The 17,979-nt window shown below is 66.1% G+C and carries 15 protein-coding genes; 9 read left to right on the forward strand and 6 right to left on the reverse strand.

Features of this window, described 5'->3' with window-relative positions:
• The first annotated feature begins 31 nt into the window (after positions 1-31).
• The 4 genes from ACF07D_RS06085 to ACF07D_RS06100 all read left to right on the forward strand — a co-directional run bounded on the left by ACF07D_RS06085 (position 32) and on the right by ACF07D_RS06100 (position 4,126).
• Positions 32-916 carry an ABC transporter permease gene (locus ACF07D_RS06085; RefSeq protein ID WP_119282649.1) on the forward strand — a complete coding sequence of 295 codons (885 nt, stop codon included), beginning with the start codon at positions 32-34 and terminating at the stop codon, positions 914-916.
• 17 nt (positions 917-933) lie between these two features.
• Complete coding sequence (locus tag ACF07D_RS06090; RefSeq protein ID WP_391504279.1) at positions 934-1,737, forward strand: ABC transporter permease; 804 nt, start codon at positions 934-936, stop codon at positions 1,735-1,737.
• Positions 1,738-1,883: 146 nt separating this feature from the next.
• Positions 1,884-3,605 (forward strand): DHA2 family efflux MFS transporter permease subunit, encoded by a 1,722-nt coding sequence (locus ACF07D_RS06095; protein WP_391504280.1) that lies wholly within the window; start codon positions 1,884-1,886, stop codon positions 3,603-3,605.
• 8 nt (positions 3,606-3,613) lie between these two features.
• Positions 3,614-4,126: a MarR family winged helix-turn-helix transcriptional regulator gene (locus ACF07D_RS06100; RefSeq protein ID WP_119282646.1), complete on the forward strand. Its 513-nt coding sequence runs from the start codon at positions 3,614-3,616 to the stop codon at positions 4,124-4,126.
• A gap of 250 nt (positions 4,127-4,376) precedes the next feature.
• Here ACF07D_RS06100 and phnE read toward each other — a convergent pair whose 3' ends face one another.
• The 4 genes from phnE to ACF07D_RS06120 are packed head-to-tail and all read right to left on the reverse strand — an operon-like array spanning position 4,377 to position 8,067.
• Positions 4,377-5,195 (reverse strand): phosphonate ABC transporter, permease protein PhnE, encoded by an 819-nt coding sequence (gene phnE / locus ACF07D_RS06105; protein WP_391504281.1) that lies wholly within the window; start codon positions 5,193-5,195, stop codon positions 4,377-4,379.
• Between the two features lie 8 nt (positions 5,196-5,203).
• Positions 5,204-5,992 (reverse strand): phosphonate ABC transporter ATP-binding protein, encoded by a 789-nt coding sequence (locus tag ACF07D_RS06110; protein WP_391504282.1) that lies wholly within the window; start codon positions 5,990-5,992, stop codon positions 5,204-5,206.
• Between the two features lie 5 nt (positions 5,993-5,997).
• The gene (locus ACF07D_RS06115) at positions 5,998-6,918 is read right to left on the reverse strand and encodes a phosphate/phosphite/phosphonate ABC transporter substrate-binding protein (RefSeq protein WP_119282643.1); all 921 of its coding nucleotides are present in this window, start codon (positions 6,916-6,918) and stop codon (positions 5,998-6,000) included.
• A 39-nt stretch (positions 6,919-6,957) separates the two neighbouring features.
• On the reverse strand, positions 6,958-8,067 hold the full coding sequence (locus ACF07D_RS06120; RefSeq protein WP_391504283.1) for a TIGR03364 family FAD-dependent oxidoreductase: 1,110 nt from the start codon (positions 8,065-8,067) through the stop codon (positions 6,958-6,960).
• Positions 8,068-8,231: 164 nt separating this feature from the next.
• Between ACF07D_RS06120 and ACF07D_RS06125 the strand changes: the two genes are divergently transcribed.
• Together ACF07D_RS06125 and ACF07D_RS06130 are read left to right on the forward strand one after the other, a co-directional pair.
• The gene (locus ACF07D_RS06125; protein WP_119282641.1) at positions 8,232-9,008 is read left to right on the forward strand and encodes a GntR family transcriptional regulator; all 777 of its coding nucleotides are present in this window, start codon (positions 8,232-8,234) and stop codon (positions 9,006-9,008) included.
• Positions 9,005-9,721, forward strand: coding sequence for a phosphonatase-like hydrolase (locus ACF07D_RS06130; protein WP_391504284.1), 717 nt, complete (start codon positions 9,005-9,007; stop codon positions 9,719-9,721). The genes ACF07D_RS06125 and ACF07D_RS06130 overlap by 4 nt, the downstream gene beginning before the upstream one ends.
• Before the next feature lie 125 nt (positions 9,722-9,846).
• Here ACF07D_RS06130 and ACF07D_RS06135 read toward each other — a convergent pair whose 3' ends face one another.
• Positions 9,847-10,539 (reverse strand): endonuclease/exonuclease/phosphatase family protein, encoded by a 693-nt coding sequence (locus tag ACF07D_RS06135; protein WP_119282853.1) that lies wholly within the window; start codon positions 10,537-10,539, stop codon positions 9,847-9,849.
• 24 nt (positions 10,540-10,563) lie between these two features.
• Entirely contained in the window at positions 10,564-11,499 is a 936-nt protein-coding gene (locus tag ACF07D_RS06140) for a LysR family transcriptional regulator (protein WP_119282632.1), read from the reverse strand.
• Between the two features lie 138 nt (positions 11,500-11,637).
• Here ACF07D_RS06140 and ACF07D_RS06145 point away from each other — a divergent pair, with 138 nt between their 5' ends.
• The 3 genes from ACF07D_RS06145 (at position 11,638) to ACF07D_RS06155 (ending at position 17,971) form a co-directional block, all read left to right on the forward strand.
• Positions 11,638-15,210 carry a bifunctional proline dehydrogenase/L-glutamate gamma-semialdehyde dehydrogenase gene (locus ACF07D_RS06145; protein WP_119282852.1) on the forward strand — a complete coding sequence of 1,191 codons (3,573 nt, stop codon included), beginning with the start codon at positions 11,638-11,640 and terminating at the stop codon, positions 15,208-15,210.
• 157 nt (positions 15,211-15,367) lie between these two features.
• Entirely contained in the window at positions 15,368-16,873 is a 1,506-nt protein-coding gene (gene putP / locus ACF07D_RS06150) for a sodium/proline symporter PutP (protein ID WP_119282631.1), read from the forward strand.
• 60 nt (positions 16,874-16,933) lie between these two features.
• Positions 16,934-17,971 (forward strand): proline racemase family protein, encoded by a 1,038-nt coding sequence (locus tag ACF07D_RS06155; protein ID WP_119282630.1) that lies wholly within the window; start codon positions 16,934-16,936, stop codon positions 17,969-17,971.
• Positions 17,972-17,979 lie beyond the last annotated feature (8 nt).

Genomic DNA, 17,979 nt, shown 5'->3' on the forward strand with positions numbered 1-17,979 from the left:
CTTTCCACCCCACCCCGTCAGCGAGGACACCGTGAGCATCCAGTCAGCTCTTCAACGCAAGCCGCGGCCCATCTCGACCGCGCTCTACCGCCACCCGAAGGGCAGACTCGCGTCGCTCCTCACACTCCCGATGACCTGGCTCGTTGGCGTCTACATCCTGTCGCTCGCAATCATGCTCGTGACAGCGTTCTGGACGACTGACCCGTTTACATCACGCGTGAAGCCCGGATTCACGCTCGACAACTTCGCGCAGCTCGCGACGGTCCCTGCCTACGGCATGACGGCGCTTCGCACCCTCGGCATCGCTCTCGCGGTCACGCTCATCTGCGCCGCCTTCTCCGTGCCGCTCGCGGTCTTCATGTCGCAGGTCGCAGGGCCGAAGCTCCGCGCCGTGCTCGCCGTGCTCGTCACCCTCCCCCTCTGGGCCGGCTACCTCGTGAAGGTCATCGGCATGCGCCTCGTCTGGACCGAGAACGGCTTCTTCAACTGGGCGCTTGAGCCCCTTGGCATCTCGGGTCCCGGGCTCGGGGTACTGACGGTCACGCTCACCCTCGTCTACCTGTGGTTCCCGTACATGGCGATCCCCGTTTACACCGCCGTCGCGCAAATCCCGCCGAACCTCTTCGACGCCTCCTCAGACCTCGGCGCCCGCGGCTTCCGCACGATCCGCACCGTCGTCGCGCCGCTGCTCATGCCGTCGCTCATCGCCGGGTCCATCTTCACCTTCTCGCTGAGTCTCGGTGACTACATCTCGGCGATGTACGTCGGCGGGTCGACACAGATGATCGGGAGCATCATCGCGCAGAACATCAACCTCAATCCGCCGCTCGCCGCCGCGTTCTCGTTCGTGCCGATCGTGCTCGTCATCGTCTACCTCGGGGCCGTCCGCCGCACTGGCGCCCTCAACAACCTCTAAGCCGAAGGGAGCAGGCAATGCTTCGACTGAACCGCGGAACCAAGGTCGCGCTTGGCGCCATCACCGTCGTCGTCCTCGGATTTCTCTACATCCCTATGTTCGTGATCATCATGAACTCGTTCAACTCGGGCAGGGTCTCCGGCTGGCCAATTCCCGGTTTCTCGTTCGAGTGGTGGGGCAAGGCGCTTACGAACCCGGCCATGCACGCCGCGTTTGTGAACTCAGTGATAGTCGCATCCGTCGCGACAGCGTTCGCGCTCGTCCTCGGCACGCTCGCCGCGTTCGCCCTCCAACGCTTCAAGTTCTTCGGCCAGAACACGGTGAACCTGCTCATCGTGTTGCCGATCACGCTGCCAGGCATCGTCACCGGTGTCGCGCTCTCGAACACGTTCCACCAGGTGCTGAAGCCGATGGGGATCCATGTCGGGTACTGGGGCATGATCATCGCGCACGCAACCTTCTGCGTGGTCATGGTCTTCAACAACGTCATCGCACGCCTGCGTCGCATGAACCCGAACCTCGAGGAGGCGTCGGCAGACCTCGGGGCAGGCATCGGCCAGACGTTCCGCCTCATCACGTTCCCGCAGTTTCGGCCAGCGTTTATCGCGGGCGGCCTGCTCGCGTTCGCGCTGTCGTTTGATGAGATCGTCGTCACCATCTTCACCGCGCCTCCCGGCACGGAAACCCTGCCGCTGTGGATCATGAACCAGATGGGCAGACCGAACGAGGTCAACCAGGTGAACGTCGTTGCGACGCTCATGATCCTGCTGTCGCTCATTCCCGTGTATTTCTCGCAGCGAGCGCAGCGCCAGGACAAGTAACTGCCCGCGGGCACACCAGGATCCGATCGCGGCCGCTGCGAGCTTCTCAGGGAGCTCGCAGCGGCCGCTTTGGCGTTAGTTGACTTGCATCAACCATCGCTATATAGTTGACCGTCATCAACTTTTGAGAGGACCCCCTCACCCGAATGAGCCGCACCACCCCCGCTGCCACAGCACAAGAAGAGCAACCCGAGATCCTGACGGGCCGCGCGAAGAACCTCGCCCTCGCGGGCCTGTTCCTCGCGAACTTCGTCTCGATGCTCGCCATGAACGTCGTTGGCACCTCGATGCCGATCATCATCGCCGACATCGGCGGCACCCAGGCCGCCTTCACCTGGGTCGTCACCGCGACGATGCTCGCGAGCGCCATCGCCACCCCGATCTGGGGCAAGCTCGCCGACCTCACGAGCAAGAAAATGCTCCTGCAGGTCGCACTCATCATCTTTATCCTCGCGTCGGCACTCGCCGGGTTCGCACAGGATCCCACCTGGCTCATCACCTTCCGCGTCTTCCAGGGCATCGGCGTCGGCGGCCTCGGCGCGCTCGCGCAGATCGTTCTCGCCGAGATCGTGAGCCCCCGCGAACGTGGCAAGTACATGGGCATCCTCGGCGCGATCATGGCTGTCGCGACAGTCGGCGGACCGCTCCTTGGCGGCCTGCTCACCGACACCATCGGCTGGCGCTGGAACTTCTACGTCGCTGCGCCAATCGCGATCGTCGCGATCATCATGCTGCAGCGCACGCTGCACCTCCCAACCGCGAAGCGCAAGATCAAGATCGACTACTGGGGCGCCGCCCTCATCTCGCTCGGCTTCTCGAGCCTGCTCATCTGGGTCACGCTCGCCGGCTCGAACTTCGAGTGGCTCTCATGGCAGTCAGCCCTGATGGTCGGTGGCGGTATCGCCGCGCTCGTCATCGCCGTGTTTGTCGAGCTTAAGGTCGACGAGCCTTTGATCCCGATGACGCTGTTCAAGAACCGCACGTTCACGATGGCCTCGATCGCCTCAATCGCTGTCGGCCTCGCCATGATGGGTACCGCCGTCTTCCTGGGCCAGTACATGCAGCTCGCCCGCGGCCGATCCGTCATCGAGTCGAGCCTGCTCACCCTTCCGATGATGGCGGGCGTGCTCATCTCGTCGACGATCGTCGGACAGATCATCACCCGTACCGGCAAGTGGAAGCGCTACATGGTCGCGGGAGCCATCGCGCTTCTCGCCGGCATGCTCCTGATGGGGCAGCTGCGCTACGACACGAACTACTGGTACGTCGGCATCTCGATGGCAATCATGGGCGCCGGCGTCGGCATGACAATGCAGAACCTCGTGCTTGTCACCCAGAACACTGTCTCGCCACTTGAAATGGGCGTCGCGAGTTCGTCGGTGACCTTCTTCCGCACCGTCGGCGGCACCGCAGGTATCTCGGTCATGGGCGCGGTGCTCGCGCACCAGGTGACCGACTACGTCACCGAGGGACTTGCGAAGCTCGCGCCGAAGGATCTCGCCGGAGCCGAAGCGCTCGCAGGCGGCAAACTGCCAAAGATCGCTGAGCTCACCGCTCCGATCCGCGAGGTCGTCGAGTCGGCCTACGGACACGCGATCGGCAACATCTTCCTCGCGGCGTCGCCAGTCGCGATCGTCGCCCTGATTGCGATCATCATGCTGCCGAACATTCCGCTCAACAACAAGAGCAACGCTGAGCGGATCGCTGAACTGCAAGAAGCAGAGGCGGCGCTCGAAGCAGAGGGATCGTCGGACGCCACCGGTGGGTCCGCGGGCGCGAGGACCGTCGATAGAGTTCTTATCGACACCACCGGACCGATCATGGTTCCGCACCACCGCCCAGGCACGGACCGCACGGCCGAACGATAGGACACACAATGTCTTCCATATCCCCCGAAGAGGAGACTGTCGCAGGAATCATCACCGAGTTCACCGAGGCGTTCGCGTTCTCGCGAACCCGGTGGACTCGGTACGCCAACGAGGTGAGCGCAGAGCTCAGCGGCGTGAGCATGCTCGTGCTACAGATCGTGTTTCGGCGCGGGCCGATCACGGCGACGGGGGTGAGCCACTGGCTCGACATGGATAAGTCGCTCGTGAGCAGGCACGTTGCGAAGCTGCGCGATCTCGACCTCGTCATCGCGACGGAGTCGCCCGAGGACCGCCGCGTGCAGCTGCTCACCGTCAGCGATCACGCGACCGAACTCCTCAGCGGGGTGCGGGAGCGGTGGACAAACGCATACCGCGAGCGCCTCGTCGACTGGAGCCAGGAAGAACTCGAGGCGCTTCGCGCTGGCCTTCACAGGTTCAACGCGTCTGCCGACAAGCTGCCAGCGGACGGGCCCGACGCGCGCTGCTCCAAGCACTCAGGGGAGGGAGACTCGGCGGCCTAGGCCAGCCAGCCGGACTGGCCACCCTCTCCGGGCTCCTCGGCCAGCCCGCCCAGCCCGGCCGGCCCGCACCGGCCCGCACCGGCCTACCCCGCCCCACCCCGGACGGCCTACCCCGCCCTCTCCGAGAGTTGGCAGTTGTGGTCGCTTCGCGACGGGGTGAGGCGACAACAACTGCCAACTCGGGAGCGGGAGCGGGAGCGGGCCCGTGCTCAGGCTGGGCCGGGGCTCGTGCCCGCGCCTACGCCCGCGACTACTGGAGGCGCTTGCGGATCCAGGCAGACGCGAGATCGACCGCAATGATCACGATGAGAATGATGATGAGGTAAGTCAGCATCTCATCGAACTGGAACGTCTTAATCGCCTTGTTGATGAGCAGCCCGATGCCGCCAGCCCCAACGAGGCCAAGCACGAGCGACGAGCGCACATTCACGTCGAAGCGATAGAGCAGCAGACCGGTGAGCTGCGGGAGCACGTTCGGGATGGTCGCGTTCGCGACGACCTGCCAGCGCGAGGCACCCGCGGTGCGCAGCGCCTGCTCGGGGCCCTGATCCACGTCCTCCATCGCCTCCGCCCAGAGCTTGCCCATCACGCCCGTGTTGTGGCAGATGAGGGCGAGCACGCCAGCGAACGGCCCGAGCCCGACCGCTGTCACAAAGATCAGCGCGAACACGATGTCGGGCACCGCGCGGAAGAACGAGAGGATGCTGCGCGCGACCTGGTACACGGCCTGATTCGGCGTTGTCGTGCGCGCCGCGAACACGGCGAGGAGAAGCGCGAACGGTACAGACACCGTCGTGCCAAGCAGGCCGATCCAGAGCGTCGTGAGCGCGCCGCCGATACCCTTTTGCAACACCTCAGGGCTCAGGTCTGGTGGGAACGCCTCCGAGATGAAGTTCGCCATGCCCTTCGCGCCGGTGACGAGCGCTTCAGGTCGAAACTCGGTGGCCTGGAACGCAAACACGTGCAGGACAATGAGCACGACAAGGATCACTGACCACGAGCCCGCGCGGTAGACAGTCTTCGGATCGCGCGGCACCTCGAGGCGGGTGGGGGCTGTGCTGTGAGTCACTTGGGGTCCTAGAGGTAGAGGGCTGCGAGCTCGGCGTCGTCGAGATCTGAGACCGGGCAGTCGAATACGAGGTGGCCGTCACGGAGCCCGATAACGCGGTCGGCGTAGGCGCGGGCGAGGTGGGGCTGGTGCAGCACGGCGGCGACGCCGAGCCCCTCCTCGACGGCGAGCTGCCTGAGCAGCCGCATGACGTCGTCTGCCGCGCGCGGGTCGAGCGCCGACACGGGCTCGTCGGCGAGGATCATTCGGGGGCGCTGGCAGAGTGCGCGCGCGATCGCGACGCGCTGCTGCTGCCCGCCAGAGAGGCTGTCGGCCCGGTCGTGAGCGCGATCGGCGAGGCCGACGCGCTCGAGGCATGCCATCGCCTCCTCCTTCAGCTCCGCACCATAAAGGGGCGGAATCGAGCGCCAGGCCGGGAGCCTTGAGAAGCCACCAGTGCACACGTTCTGGAGCGCCGTGCGGCGGGGGACGAGATGGATCTTCTGGAAGACTGTCGCAGCCGAGCGGCGGGCCTCGGCCCGCCTGGCTGCGCTCGCCTCGTTGAGGCGGACGCCAGCGATCTCGATGTCGCCGGAGTCCGCCTCAATGATGCCGTTCACCGCGCGCAGCGTCGTCGACTTCCCGGAGCCATTCGCACCGAGAAACGCGACGACCTCGCCTGCGTGGACGCGCATGCTCATGTCGCTGAGCACGACGCGGCCGCCGAAGCTCTTCGAGATCGCCTGGACGTCGAGCAGCACCTCCGGCTCGGAGGCGTGGGCAGCGGGAGTGCCCGGGCTGTGCACGGTGATTGTCATAGGGGTTACACGTCCTTTTCGGTGAGGCCCATGGTCTCGGCGAGGTCGAACAGCGGCTTGTAGGTCTCGTTCGTGACCGGAATCAGCGGCCCAGCGGGATCGACACCGAGGAAGCCGGAGACCTTCTCGACGTCAGCCGCGTCGAGGCTCAGAAGCGCCTCCGAGACAGCGTCCTTGAACTCCTGCGGCATGTTGCCGCGCACGGTGATCGGGTCGTTCGGGATCTCCTCGGACTTCCACACCTGGCGGAACTTCGACTCATCGAACGTTCCCTCAGCGGTCGCTGTCGCGAGCGTCTGGGAGTTGATCTGCGCCGCGTCGACGGTGCCGTTGACGAGCGCAAGCAGCGCCTCGGGGTGGCCGCCTGCGTAGTCAGCGGTCACGTCCTCGTCGATGCCAGCGTCCTTCAGCGCCGACATCGGCAGGGCGTCGCCCGATGTCGATCCGGGGCTACCGAGGGCGAGGGTCTTCCCCTTCAGGTCCTCGATCGTCTGGATCGGCGAGTCCTTCGGCACCCAGATGCCGCCCGTGTAGGTTGTTGGCTTGCCATCAGCGTCGCCGAACGAGACCATCGCAGTCGCGTCTGCGCGCTGATTCGCGAACACGAAGCCGAGCGGGCCGAACTGGGCGATCTCGAGCTGGTCGTTTTCCATCGCGAGCACCTCTGCCGCGTAGTCCTCGGTGATCGAGACCTCAACCTCGCAGTCGAGCTTCTCGGAGAGCGCAGCCGCGAGCGTCTGGTAGGCGGGCTCAAGGCGCTCGGGATCCTCGTAGGGAAGGATGCCGAAGCGGATCTTGCCATCGGGGCAGGTCACGCTCGCCGTGTCGGCGTTGGCGCCGCTGTCGTCGGCGGATGCCGAGCAGCCCGTGAGGCCGAGCCCGATGAGCGCGACCGCCGAGGCGGCGAGGATTGTGTTCTTCTTCACGATTCTCCTTGGTTGTGTGTTTGTGAAGCAGGTGTTGGGTCAGAATGAGGCGATCGTGCGTGCTCCGAGGGCGGGGCCGACTGTCATCCCGATCCCGGTCGTGACGCTTACGACCGAGACGCCAGGGATCGGCTCCTCGCGCAGCAGCTCGCGTTCCGAGCTGGAGGCGTAGATTCCCTGCCAGCGCTCGAGCACCTCGAGCCGGGGAGCTCCGAGCAGCTCCGCCGCATCTGCGAGCAGCAAGTCGGACCAGCGCTCATTCAGAAACGGGGGCGCGGCATCGAAGTAGTCGTGCGAGTCGCCAACGAGGAGTGTGCCGTCGGCCTGCTGCGTGAACATCACGTTCGCGCCAATCTCAAGCAGCTCGGGGCGGAGCCGCTCGGTCTCGGCCCGCAGCGCGTCCTGCGCGGGTCCAGCGAATGCGCCGTATCGCAGCATCGATGTCCCACTGAGCACGGCCGGGCCGAGGCCCATGTCGTGCGGCGCGCGCACGCGGGCCATTTGTAGCACGCACTCACTGACATCGCCTGCGAGATCCGGGAACAACCTGCCGACGAGGTGGCCCGCTGCGACGATGACGCGATCCGCAGCAATGTCCCCGCGGCTCGTCTCGAGCGTGAGGTGTTGGCCCTCGCGGACCCCGTGCAACGTCGTGCCGAACCGGACCTCGCCCCGCTCGTGATCGGCGATCCAGCGCGCGAGATCGGCGACGACCGTGCGCGGGTTCGCAGTGAGATCGCCCGCCAGCAACAGCCCGGAGCGGATCTCGCCCGGGGCCGCGAGGCGAAGCTGCTCCGCGGCCTGCCCAGCGGTGAGCAGCCCGCGCTCATCGGCGTCTTTCCGGCCGGCGAGCTCAACGAGCACGGCTTCCTCAGCTTCCGAGCGGGCAATGACGAGCGTGCCCGACACCCGCGCCTCGATGCCCACCCGCTCGGCGAGCGCGCGCCATATCGGGTTCGCCTCGCGGGCGAGCTCGCCAACCTCGCCAGCCTGCACCGACGTGCAGACGTGCCCGAAGTTGCGGATGCTTGCGAGCACCGCCGCCGAGTCCTGCTCGATAACGGTGACGCGGTAGCCGGCGTCGAGGGCGGCAACCGCGTGGGAGAGGCCCACGATCCCGGCGCCGACGATTGCGATGTGCGAAGTCATGGTTCGAGAATGCGGGTTCAAAAGTAGTCATGACAACTTTTTTCGAGCCTGTTCGCGGAACGTTCACCGACGCGTTTTCTGGCCAGAAAACGCTCACCGATCGTTCACCTTGACGGCACCAATCGACCCCGAAAACGGTATCGACAAGTTGTACGCTGACCAGCATGACCGAGAATCAGCCGCTGCATATCCAGCTCTATGAAGAGATGGCAAGGCGTATTCGCTCCGGCCAGTGGCAGACCGGGCAACGCGTGCCAAGTGAGAAATCACTCGTCGCCGAGTTCGGCACTTCTCGCGGTCCCGTGCGTCAGGCACTGGCGGCGCTGCGTGCCGAGGGCGCGATCACCGGGGGTCGAGGAGCACCGCCGAGGGTCCAGCGCGGAGTGCCGTCGCAGTCATTCGGCACGTTCTTGTCATTCACTGAGTGGGCGAGGCTCTCGGGCTTTACACCAGGCCAGCACGTCGTCGAGGCCGTCAAGCGGCCCGCGACCGAGACCGTCGCACGCGAGCTCGGCGTGAAGCCAGAGGACACGGTGATTGAGATCGTGCGGCTGCGCACACTCGACGGCGAGCCGGCACTCTTCGAGCGCACGTCGTTCGCGTACGAGATCGGCTGCCACATGCTCACCGCAGACTTCGACGGCGGGAGCATCTACCAGGAGCTCGCCCGCATCGGCGTAGTCCCTGCCCGAGCGCGCCACGTCATCGACGCCGTTGCAGCGCACCCGCTCGACGCCGAGTGGCTCCGCGTTTCCCCAGGCTACCCACTGCTGCGCGCACGCCGCACGTCAACGACTGTGGACGGCACCGTCATCGAGTACGCAGACGACAGACACCTCCCCTCCATGACAACGTTCGCCATCGAAAACACGGCGGCGCACCGAACCCAGCTCGTTCGCGAACCCGCGAACAGCTCAACCCTTATAAAGGACCACGCATGATCTCCCTCGCAGCATTCGACATGGCAGGCACCACAATCAACGACGGCGGCGCCGTCTACCGTGCGCTCGAAGACTCAGTCACCGAGGCTGGTGTCGCTGTCTCCCCCGAAAATCTGCAAACCTGGATGGGGGCGGAGAAGCGGGAGGCAATCACCGCGCTCATTGAGCTCGGTGGCGGGGTCGCCGACGAGGATCTTGTGGGAGCGACATTCGCCCGCTTCCGCGCGCTGCTCGACGAGTACTACACGGCGGAGCCGCCAACCCCAGTCGACGGCGTCCCCGAAGCGATCGCCGCGCTCCAATCAGCGGGAATCAAGGTTGCTCTCACCACTGGATTCTCGCGTGAGGTCGCAGAGGGCATCCTCGCCGGGCTCGGGTGGACTGTCGGCCCAGCGGACGCCACCGAAACTGGGGCAAGTGCTCCCGCGGGCTCCGTTCGCGTCGACGCACTGTCATGCGGCGACGACGTGGCTGCCGGGCGGCCCGCGCCGTTCATGATTCACCGAGTCATGGAGGCAACAGGGGTGACCGACGTCGCGAACGTGCTCGTCGCTGGAGACACCGCGGTCGACGTACGCTCGGGCCTGAACTCGGGAGCGGCGATCTCAATCGGCGTGCTCAGCGGCAAGCTCGACCGGGCAAGCCTCGAGGCCGAACGCCCGACAGCGGTGCTCGACTCGGTGGCGGCGATCCCCGAATACCTCGGCGTGTAGCCGGAGCCTGCCCGCCACCATCGAGACCGCATCGAACTCCCGAGACCACGTGCAACCTCGCGAAGCACGGTGCGGTGTCGGAGGTTCGGTGCGGTGTCGGCAGTATGAACGCGGGGCGAGCGGCGCTAGGCCGCGAGCGGCACGAGCGCCTCGTGGCGCTGCGCCGTCACCATGATCGGCAGATGGTCAGAGGAGCCCCGGCCCAGAGTCTGCACGCGGGCGATCTCGAACCCCGTCGAGGTGACGAAGTCGTAGTGACCCCGGAAGAGCAGGTACCGGTTGTACGTGCGCTTATCTGAGAAGTTTGTGTCGTAGCCCGATGCACGTACGTGCTCCATGAGGCGGTTATGGAAGACGGGGTAGTTGTAGTCGCCGACCATGATGGAGGGCAGGCCCGGGCCGATGGCCGCGAGCTCATCAATCGCTGCACTAATCTGCACGCGACGCAGCGAATTGCGCGCGGTGAGGGGTGCCGCGTGGAACGAGGCTGCCATGAAATCGGAGCCTGTCTCGCGGTCGTGGATGCGGGCGCCGAGCAGTCGCTCGTGCGCGGGCGACAGCACACGGTCGTGCAGCGACTTCTTGAGCTGGAATGCCTGAGCAGACCGCACGTCGAAGCGTTCTGCGTCGACGTACATTGCGAGCCCGAGCCGGTTCTTCTCAGTCGCGCGCACCAGGGAGAGCGATCCGATACGCGAGGGGAGGTTCACGGTGTCGGCCTCTTGGAGGCAGAGGAGTTCTGCTCCGTGATTGTCGACGAGGGTAGCGAGTTCACCGATGGCGCGGTTCTTGCGCAGGTTGTAACTAATCGTCTTCACTCGGCCAAGCATACGTCGCGAATCCTATGGTTCAACCGTGTATGTGTTTTCTGCGGATTTTGCCAGCGAAGCGGCCTCAATTGCGAGAGTTTCTCGTACCGCGAGCACAGCTGGCGACTCGGCGTTCGAGATGCGCGCCGCTGTGAAGATGGATCGATGGGGGTCTCCTGGCAGGTCGACCATCCGCAGCCTGGTCTCGGCGCGCACGAGGCCAGGCAGCAGTGCGACCGCGTTACCCGATTCAATGAGCCGCACGTGGGCTTGGAGATCGGCGGTTTCGTAGCGCACATCGGGCTCAAATCCGGCCGTCCGGCAGGCCTGCTCAGCCCAGTGCCTTGACGCGGCACCCCGCGGCTCCATGACCCACGGTAAGGACGCCGCGTCTTCGAGCCGCTCGACGGTGTCGAACTCGGCGTCGCCGGCACCGAGACGCGGGAGCGCGAGCTGGATCGCGTCGAATGTGAGCGGCGCGTGATCGAGCCCCGCGAACTGGGCTGGCGCGTGGCCCGGATATTGTTCGGCGACGACGAGGTCGAAGCCGCGCACGCTCGTCTCGTGGAGGGCGGTCTCGGGCTCGTGCTGCACCATCTCGACGCGCAGGCTCGGATAGTCGGTACGCAGCCGCCTGAGGGCTTGCGGCATGATCGCAAGCACGGCGGTCTGGAACACCGCGACGCGGACCGACCCGGCGACCTCCCCACGCACTCGGTGGGCGGCGGTCTCGGCTCGCTCAAGGCCTGCGAGCAGCTCGGCGGTCTCGGCGACGAGGGCCTCGGCCGCAGCGGTGAGCTCGAGCGTTCTGCCGACCCGGCGAAGGAGCGGCGTTCCGACCTCTTTTTCGAGCAGCGCGAGCTGCTGCGAGACGGCCGACGGGCTGTAGTTCAGCGCCTCTGCGACCTGGACAACGGTGCCGCGGGCGGAGAGTTCCCAGAGCAAACGCAGACGTTTCATCTCGAGCATTGAACGCTCCCCTCAATCATTAAGTCCCACTTCATATTATTGCTCAGAAAGGATCGCTTTACTTCAAGCTTCGGAGGATTCACACTTAGCTCATCGGGAATGGGCCCGGCGCATCCGCGCGCCCGGCCGCACCCACGTATGAAAGGACCGCCGTTGTCTCAGGCAACCCCACGCCCCCAGGATCTCGCGAACGAGGCAGTCGCTCTCGCACAAAAGTGGATCACTGAAGCAGCCACTATTCCGGCTGACGCGTCAGCCGCCCGCCTCGCAGGTGTGCTCAAGGATCCCAACGGCCTCGACTTCACCGTCGGGTTTGTCGACGGTGTGGTGCGCCCGGAAGACCTTGACGTAGCGGCGAAGAAGCTCAAGGAGCTCGTTCCGCTGACCCCAGGCTTCCTCCCCGGCATCATGAAGGGCGCAATCGGCCTCGGTGGCGCGTTCGCGAAGCCGATGCCCGGCGTCGTCGTGCCGATCGCCCGCAAGGTGCTGCGCCAGATGGTCAGCCACCTCATTATTGACGCGAGCGACTCGAAGCTCGGCCCCGCGATCGCGAAGATCAAGCGTGACGGTGTTCGCCTGAACGTGAACCTCCTCGGCGAGGCTATCCTCGGCCAAGGCGAGGCGGAGCGTCGCCTCGCTGGCACCCACAAGCTGCTCGCACGCCCCGACGTCGACTACGTCTCGATCAAGGTGTCGTCGACTGTGGCTCCGCATAACCACTGGGCGTTTGACGAGGCGATCGAGCACATCGAGAGCCAGCTCGTGCCGCTCTTCGAGCGCGCGGCAGCAGCATCGCCGAAGAAGTTCATCAACCTCGACATGGAAGAGTACAAGGATCTCGACCTCACCCTCGAGGTCTTCACCCGCATCCTCGACCGCCCCGAGTTCCTCGACCTCGAGGCAGGCATCGTGCTGCAGGCGTACCTGCCCGACGCCCTCGGCGCGATGATTCGCCTGCAGGAGTGGTCGGCGAAGCGCGTCGCCCGCGGCGGTGCCGCGATCAAGGTGCGTCTCGTAAAGGGCGCGAACCTTCCGATGGAGCTCGTCGACGCCGCCGTCCACGGCTGGCCGGCAGCGACCTGGGGCACCAAGCAGGATTCAGACACCAGCTACAAGGCTGTGCTCGACTACGCGCTGACCCCCGAGCACGTGAAGAACGTGCGCGTCGGCGTCGCGGGCCACAACCTCTTCGACCTCGCCCTCGCGTGGTTGCTCGCCAAGGGCCGCGGCGCAACCGACGGCCTCGAGGTTGAGATGCTGCTTGGCATGGCGACCGGCCAGGCCGAGGCCGTGCGCCGCGAGGTTGGCTCGCTGCTGCTCTACGTTCCCGTCGTGCACCCCGCAGAGTTCGACGTCGCGATCGCCTACCTGATCCGCCGCCTCGAAGAGGGCGCGAGCCAGGACAACTTCATGTCGGCAGTGTTCGAGCTGAACGACAACGCGCAGCTCTTCGAGCGTGAGAAGACGCGCTTCCTCGCGTCGCTCGGCGAGCTCGAGCACATCACCGCAGACGGCGACCCCGCAAACTACGCTGTACCCCCGTCGAACCGCGTGCAGGATCGCCGCGCCTACGACCAGGCCGGTGCTGAAGCGCGCGTCGAGGCCCTCGTCGAGAAGGGTCGCAAGGGCGAGTTCGACAACACCCCCGACAGCGATCCGGATCTCCCCGGAAACCACGTCTGGGGCCGTGAGATCGCCGACCGCATGGTCGCGTCGAAGCTCGGCGACAACCTGGTTTCGGAGGCGCTCGTCGAGTCCGCTGAGGACCTCGATGAGATCGTCGCACGCGGCGTCGCTGCGGCCGATGGCTGGCAGGCGCTCGGCGCAGACGAGCGAGCACGCATCCTGTACCGTGCAGGCGAGAAGCTCGAAGCGCGCCGTGCACAGCTGCTCGAGGTCATGGGCTCCGAGTGCGGCAAGACCCTCGACCAGGGCGACCCCGAGGTCTCGGAGGCGATCGACTTCGCGAACTACTACGCGATGCTCGGCCAGGTCATCGGCCAGGTCGACGGCGCAAAGTACAAGTCGCAGAAGCTCACCGCCGTGATCCCGCCGTGGAACTTCCCCGTCGCGATCCCCGCAGGCGGCGCGCTGTCGGCGCTCGCGGCAGGCTCGTCGGTCATCATCAAGCCCGCATCGAACTCGGCGCGCTCCGGCGCGGTCATGATCGAGGCGCTGTGGGAAGCGGGAGTCCCCCGCGACGTGCTGCAGTTTGTGCAGTTCGCTGACCGTGCTCTCGGTTCGAAGCTCGTCGCTGACCCCCGCGTTGACCGCCTGATCCTCACCGGCGCGTACGAGACAGCGGTGAACTTCCGTGAGCTCCGTGCCGACCTGCCGATCCTCGCTGAGACGAGCGGCAAGAACGCGATCATCGTCACCCCGAACGCCGATTTGGATCTCGCTGCGAAGGACGTCGTGCAGTCGGCGTTCGGCCACGCCGGGCAGAAGTGCTCGGCGGCATCGCTCGTGATCCTCGTCGGTTCGGTCGCGACCTCGAAGCGCTTCCGTGGCCAGCTCATCGACGCAGCTCGCTCGCTGAAGGTCGGAACCCCGGAGAACCTCGAGACGCAGATGGGCACGATCATCACCGCCCCCGACGGCAAGCTTAAGCGCGGCCTCACGACCCTCAGCGCCGGCGAGAAGTGGCTCATCGAGCCGAAGCCACTCGAGAGCGACAGCCCCCTCGCCCTCGACAAGAAGGGCGGCAACAAGCTCTGGAGCCCAGGCGTCCGCGAAGGCGTGAAGCGCGGCTCCGAGTACCACCTCACCGAGTACTTCGGCCCGATCCTCGGCATCATGACCGCTGCGACGCTCGACGAGGCGATCGACATCGTCAACGAGATCGACTACGGCCTCACGAGCGGCCTGCACTCGCTCGACCGTGACGAGATGGCGCTCTGGCTCGACCGCATTGAGGCCGGAAACCTCTACGTCAACCGCGGCATCACCGGCGCGATCGTTCGCCGCCAGTCGTTCGGCGGCTGGAAGAAGTCCGCGATCGGTGCTGGTACCAAGGCTGGCGGCCCGAGCTACCTGTACGGCCTCGGCGAGTGGGAGGACGCACCGGTGTCGGCAGCGCTGACCGCGCCGCGCCCGGCGGCTGCCCCAATCCTCACCGCCGCCCAGCAGGCAGGCGTCGCTGGGGCGGAGCTTGAGTGGCTCCGCGCCGCGCTCGGCACCGACGCTGCTGCGTGGGAGTCTGAGTTCGGGATCGCCCGCGACGCCTCGGGCGTCGGCGTTGAGCGCAACCTGCTCCGCTACCGTGCAGTGCCGGTGACTGTGCGCGCGGCAGCAGATGCGCCAATCCACAAGGTGATCCGCACTGTCGCCGCGGGCGTCGCCGCGGGCTCACGACCCACGCTCAGCACCCCGACCGCGCTGCCCGAGCCGATCGCGAAGGCGTTCAAGGCGGCAGGAGTCGAGGTCGTATTCGAGGACGACGCCGCCTGGGCCGCACGCCTCGGCCGCGTCGCGTCGCAGGATGGCCCGAACGCGAGCGCTCGCATCCGCCTCATCGCGGGCGCAAGCCGCGCCGAAGGCCTCGCCGCGATCACTGCTGCGACGGGCGGCAAGCCCGACATCGCAGTGTATGGTGGCGACGTCGTGTCGGCGGGCCGCGTTGAGATGCTGCCGTTCATGCACGAGCAGGCTGTCTCAATCACCGCGCACCGGTTCGGCACGCCGAACAAACTCTCCGAGGGTCTGATCTAAGGTTTTCGGTCGCAGAGGGGTCGGGGCCCGCAAGGATCCCGACCCCTCTGCGTATCCTGGGCTGGATTGGAATCGCTCACCAGCCCAGGGCCCCTACCATCAAAGAACCCACACCCAGCAGCTCCGCCCCAACGCAACCAACGGAAAGGCGACACCGATGTCTGACCAGTTCTTCCTCTACCTCGCGCTCGGAATCTACTTCGCAGCCATGCTCTTCATCGGCTGGCTCGCGTTCAGGCGAACCAGCGACCACGAGGGCTACATGCTTGCTGGCCGCGGGCTTCCGCCGTGGGTCGCCGCCCTCTCCGCCGGCGCCTCCGACATGTCTGGCTGGCTCATCATGGGTCTCCCGGGCGCGATCTTCGCGACCGGTCTCATCGAGGGCTGGATCGCCGTGGGCCTCCTCATCGGCTCCTACCTCAACTGGCGGCTCGTCGCACCACGCCTACGCGCCTACTCCGAGGTCTCGCGCAACTCGATCACCGTGCCGAGCTTCTTCGAAAACCGCACGCGCGACCGCTCGCACCTGTTGCGCAGCATCTCGAGCGTCATCATCCTCGTCTTCTTCACCCTCTACGCCTCGTCTGGCATGGTCGCCGGCGGCAAGTTCTTCGAGAGCGCGTTCGGCGGCGACTACTTCGTCGGCATGCTCCTCGTCACCGCGGTGACGCTCGGCTACACCCTCTTCGGCGGCTTCCTCGGTGCCTCGCTCACCGACGTCGTGCAGGGCCTGATGATGGTCGTCGCGCTCGTCGTGGTGCCAGTCATCGCGATCATCACGATCGGCGGTTGGGGCGAGACAGTCAGCATCGTCGAGACGGTCGGCGCGGCGAACCTGTCGCTCTTCGGCGGCGGCAGCATGACGACGAGCGCCGTGGTGCTCGTCGTCGCCTCGGGCCTCGCCTGGGGGCTCGGCTACTTCGGGCAGCCGCACATCATCGTGCGGTTCATGGCGCTGCGGACCCCAGGCGAGGCGAAGTCAGCTCGTCGCATCGCGACGTCATGGCAGTTCCTCTCGCTCGCCGGCGCTGTTGCGGCAGGCCTCGTCGGCATCGCCTACTTCGACAAGTTCGGGGGCGCACCCAGCGATCCTGAGACCATCGTGCTACTGCTTGCGCAGGTGCTCCTGCACCCCCTCGTCTCAGGGCTCGTACTGGCTGCGGTTCTCGCCGCGATCATGAGCACGCTGTCGAGCCAGCTCATCGTCTGCTCGTCTGCCCTCGTCGAGGATCTCTACAAGATCATGCGCAAGACGCCCCCGAGCGAAAAGACGCTCGTCATCCTCGGTCGCCTCGGCGTCCTCGCCGTCGCCGTCGTCGCCGCGCTCCTGGCGATCAGCCCGAACGACTCGATTCTTGGCCTTGTCAGCTTCGCGTGGGCCGGCTTCGGCGCAGCCTTCGGCCCCGTCGTGCTGCTCAGCCTGTACTGGCGGAAACTCACGAACTGGGGCGCTATCTCAGGCATGCTTGTTGGCGCCGTCTCTGTCTTCGTCTGGAAGGCCTTCGACACCGGGCTCTACGAGCTGCTGCCCGCGTTCATCCTCGCCCTCGCGACAGCCATGATCGTGAGCCTTTTCACGTTTAAGCACGACGCAGAGATCGACACCGAATTTACGACGACCATGAGTCTCGTGATCCCTGGCGCCACAAGCGCCGAAAAGTAACCCCGGTTAGGCGGGGCTTCCCCGCCTAACCCACCACTACGTTCCGAAAGACAAGCCGCAATGACGCAGTCACCCTCCAGCCTGACCTGGATCCACACCACCGACTACCACACGGCCGGTGAGCCGTTCCGCATCGTCCATGAGGGGCTCCCCGAGCTTCCCGGGGAAACGGTCGGGGAGCGTCGCATCGCGGCGATCGACAATGCGAACGGGGTCGACGATCTTCGGGCGCTGCTCTGCAACGAACCGCGCGGCCACGCAGACATGTACGGCGGCTTCATCACCCCGCCCGACGACGAGGGCGCGGCGTTCGGCGTGCTCTTCTGGCATAAGGACGGCTTCTCGACGGCCTGCGGGCACGGCACCATCGCGCTCGGCGTGTGGGCAACCGATACCGGCCTCGTCGAGAGCGACCCCGACGGTATCACCGAGGTCGTCATCGACGTACCCTCGGGCCGCGTAGCCGCGCTCATTGAGCGCTCGGGGGGCAAGCTCGTGGGCGCGACCTTCAGAAACGTCGCCTCGCACGTCATCGCGCGCGGCGTTTCAGTGCAGACCTCGCGCGGCGAAGTGACAGCTGACTTCAGCTATTCAGGCGCGATCTACGCGTCAGTGCGCGCGCAAGATCTCGGCCTGTCGGTCGAGCCCGAACAGTACACCGAGCTCATCGCGCTCGGCCGTGAGATCAAGTGGGCACTCAACGAGTCGCCCGAAGCGCAGTTCGCCGACGACCCCCGCCTGTCTGGCGTCTACGGCACGATCCTCTGGGACGACCTCGGCCGCGGCGACGACGGACCCAAGCAACGCAACATCACAGTCTTCGCTGACGGTGAGGTCGACCGCTCCCCCTGCGGGTCGGGCACGGGCGCGCGCGTCGCTCTCCTCGCCGACAGCGGGATCCTTGGCGCCACCGAAACACTCGAGCACCGTTCCATCGTCGACACAGTGTTTTCGGCACGATGGGAGGCTGGCGAGGCGCGCGCCGATGGCACCGCGACGGTGATTCCGCTCGTCACGGGCACCGCGTACCAGACCGGCGAACACCGGTTCATGCTCGACCCTGCCGACGACCTCGGCACCGGATTCACCCTGCGCTAAACACTCAT

It is taken from the genome of Leucobacter sp. NPDC015123 (assembly GCF_043080205.1).
Taxonomy (GTDB): domain Bacteria; phylum Actinomycetota; class Actinomycetes; order Actinomycetales; family Microbacteriaceae; genus Leucobacter; species Leucobacter aridicollis_A.

What these genes read in the sequence shown, in the direction of transcription:
- ACF07D_RS06145 (WP_119282852.1), top strand. Translation starts at nt 11,638, where the DNA reads ATGAAAGGACCGCCGTTGTCTCAGGCAACCCCACGCCCCCAGGATCTC.
- ACF07D_RS06130 (WP_391504284.1), top strand. Translation starts at nt 9,005, where the DNA reads ATGATCTCCCTCGCAGCATTCGACATGGCAGGCACCACAATCAACGAC.
- putP (WP_119282631.1), top strand. Translation starts at nt 15,368, where the DNA reads ATGTCTGACCAGTTCTTCCTCTACCTCGCGCTCGGAATCTACTTCGCA.
- ACF07D_RS06090 (WP_391504279.1), top strand. Translation starts at nt 934, where the DNA reads ATGCTTCGACTGAACCGCGGAACCAAGGTCGCGCTTGGCGCCATCACC.
- ACF07D_RS06125 (WP_119282641.1), top strand. Translation starts at nt 8,232, where the DNA reads ATGACCGAGAATCAGCCGCTGCATATCCAGCTCTATGAAGAGATGGCA.
- ACF07D_RS06120 (WP_391504283.1), bottom strand. Translation starts at nt 8,067, where the DNA reads ATGACTTCGCACATCGCAATCGTCGGCGCCGGGATCGTGGGCCTCTCC.
- ACF07D_RS06110 (WP_391504282.1), bottom strand. Translation starts at nt 5,992, where the DNA reads ATGACAATCACCGTGCACAGCCCGGGCACTCCCGCTGCCCACGCCTCC.
- ACF07D_RS06100 (WP_119282646.1), top strand. Translation starts at nt 3,614, where the DNA reads ATGTCTTCCATATCCCCCGAAGAGGAGACTGTCGCAGGAATCATCACC.
- ACF07D_RS06140 (WP_119282632.1), bottom strand. Translation starts at nt 11,499, where the DNA reads ATGCTCGAGATGAAACGTCTGCGTTTGCTCTGGGAACTCTCCGCCCGC.
- ACF07D_RS06095 (WP_391504280.1), top strand. Translation starts at nt 1,884, where the DNA reads ATGAGCCGCACCACCCCCGCTGCCACAGCACAAGAAGAGCAACCCGAG.
- ACF07D_RS06155 (WP_119282630.1), top strand. Translation starts at nt 16,934, where the DNA reads ATGACGCAGTCACCCTCCAGCCTGACCTGGATCCACACCACCGACTAC.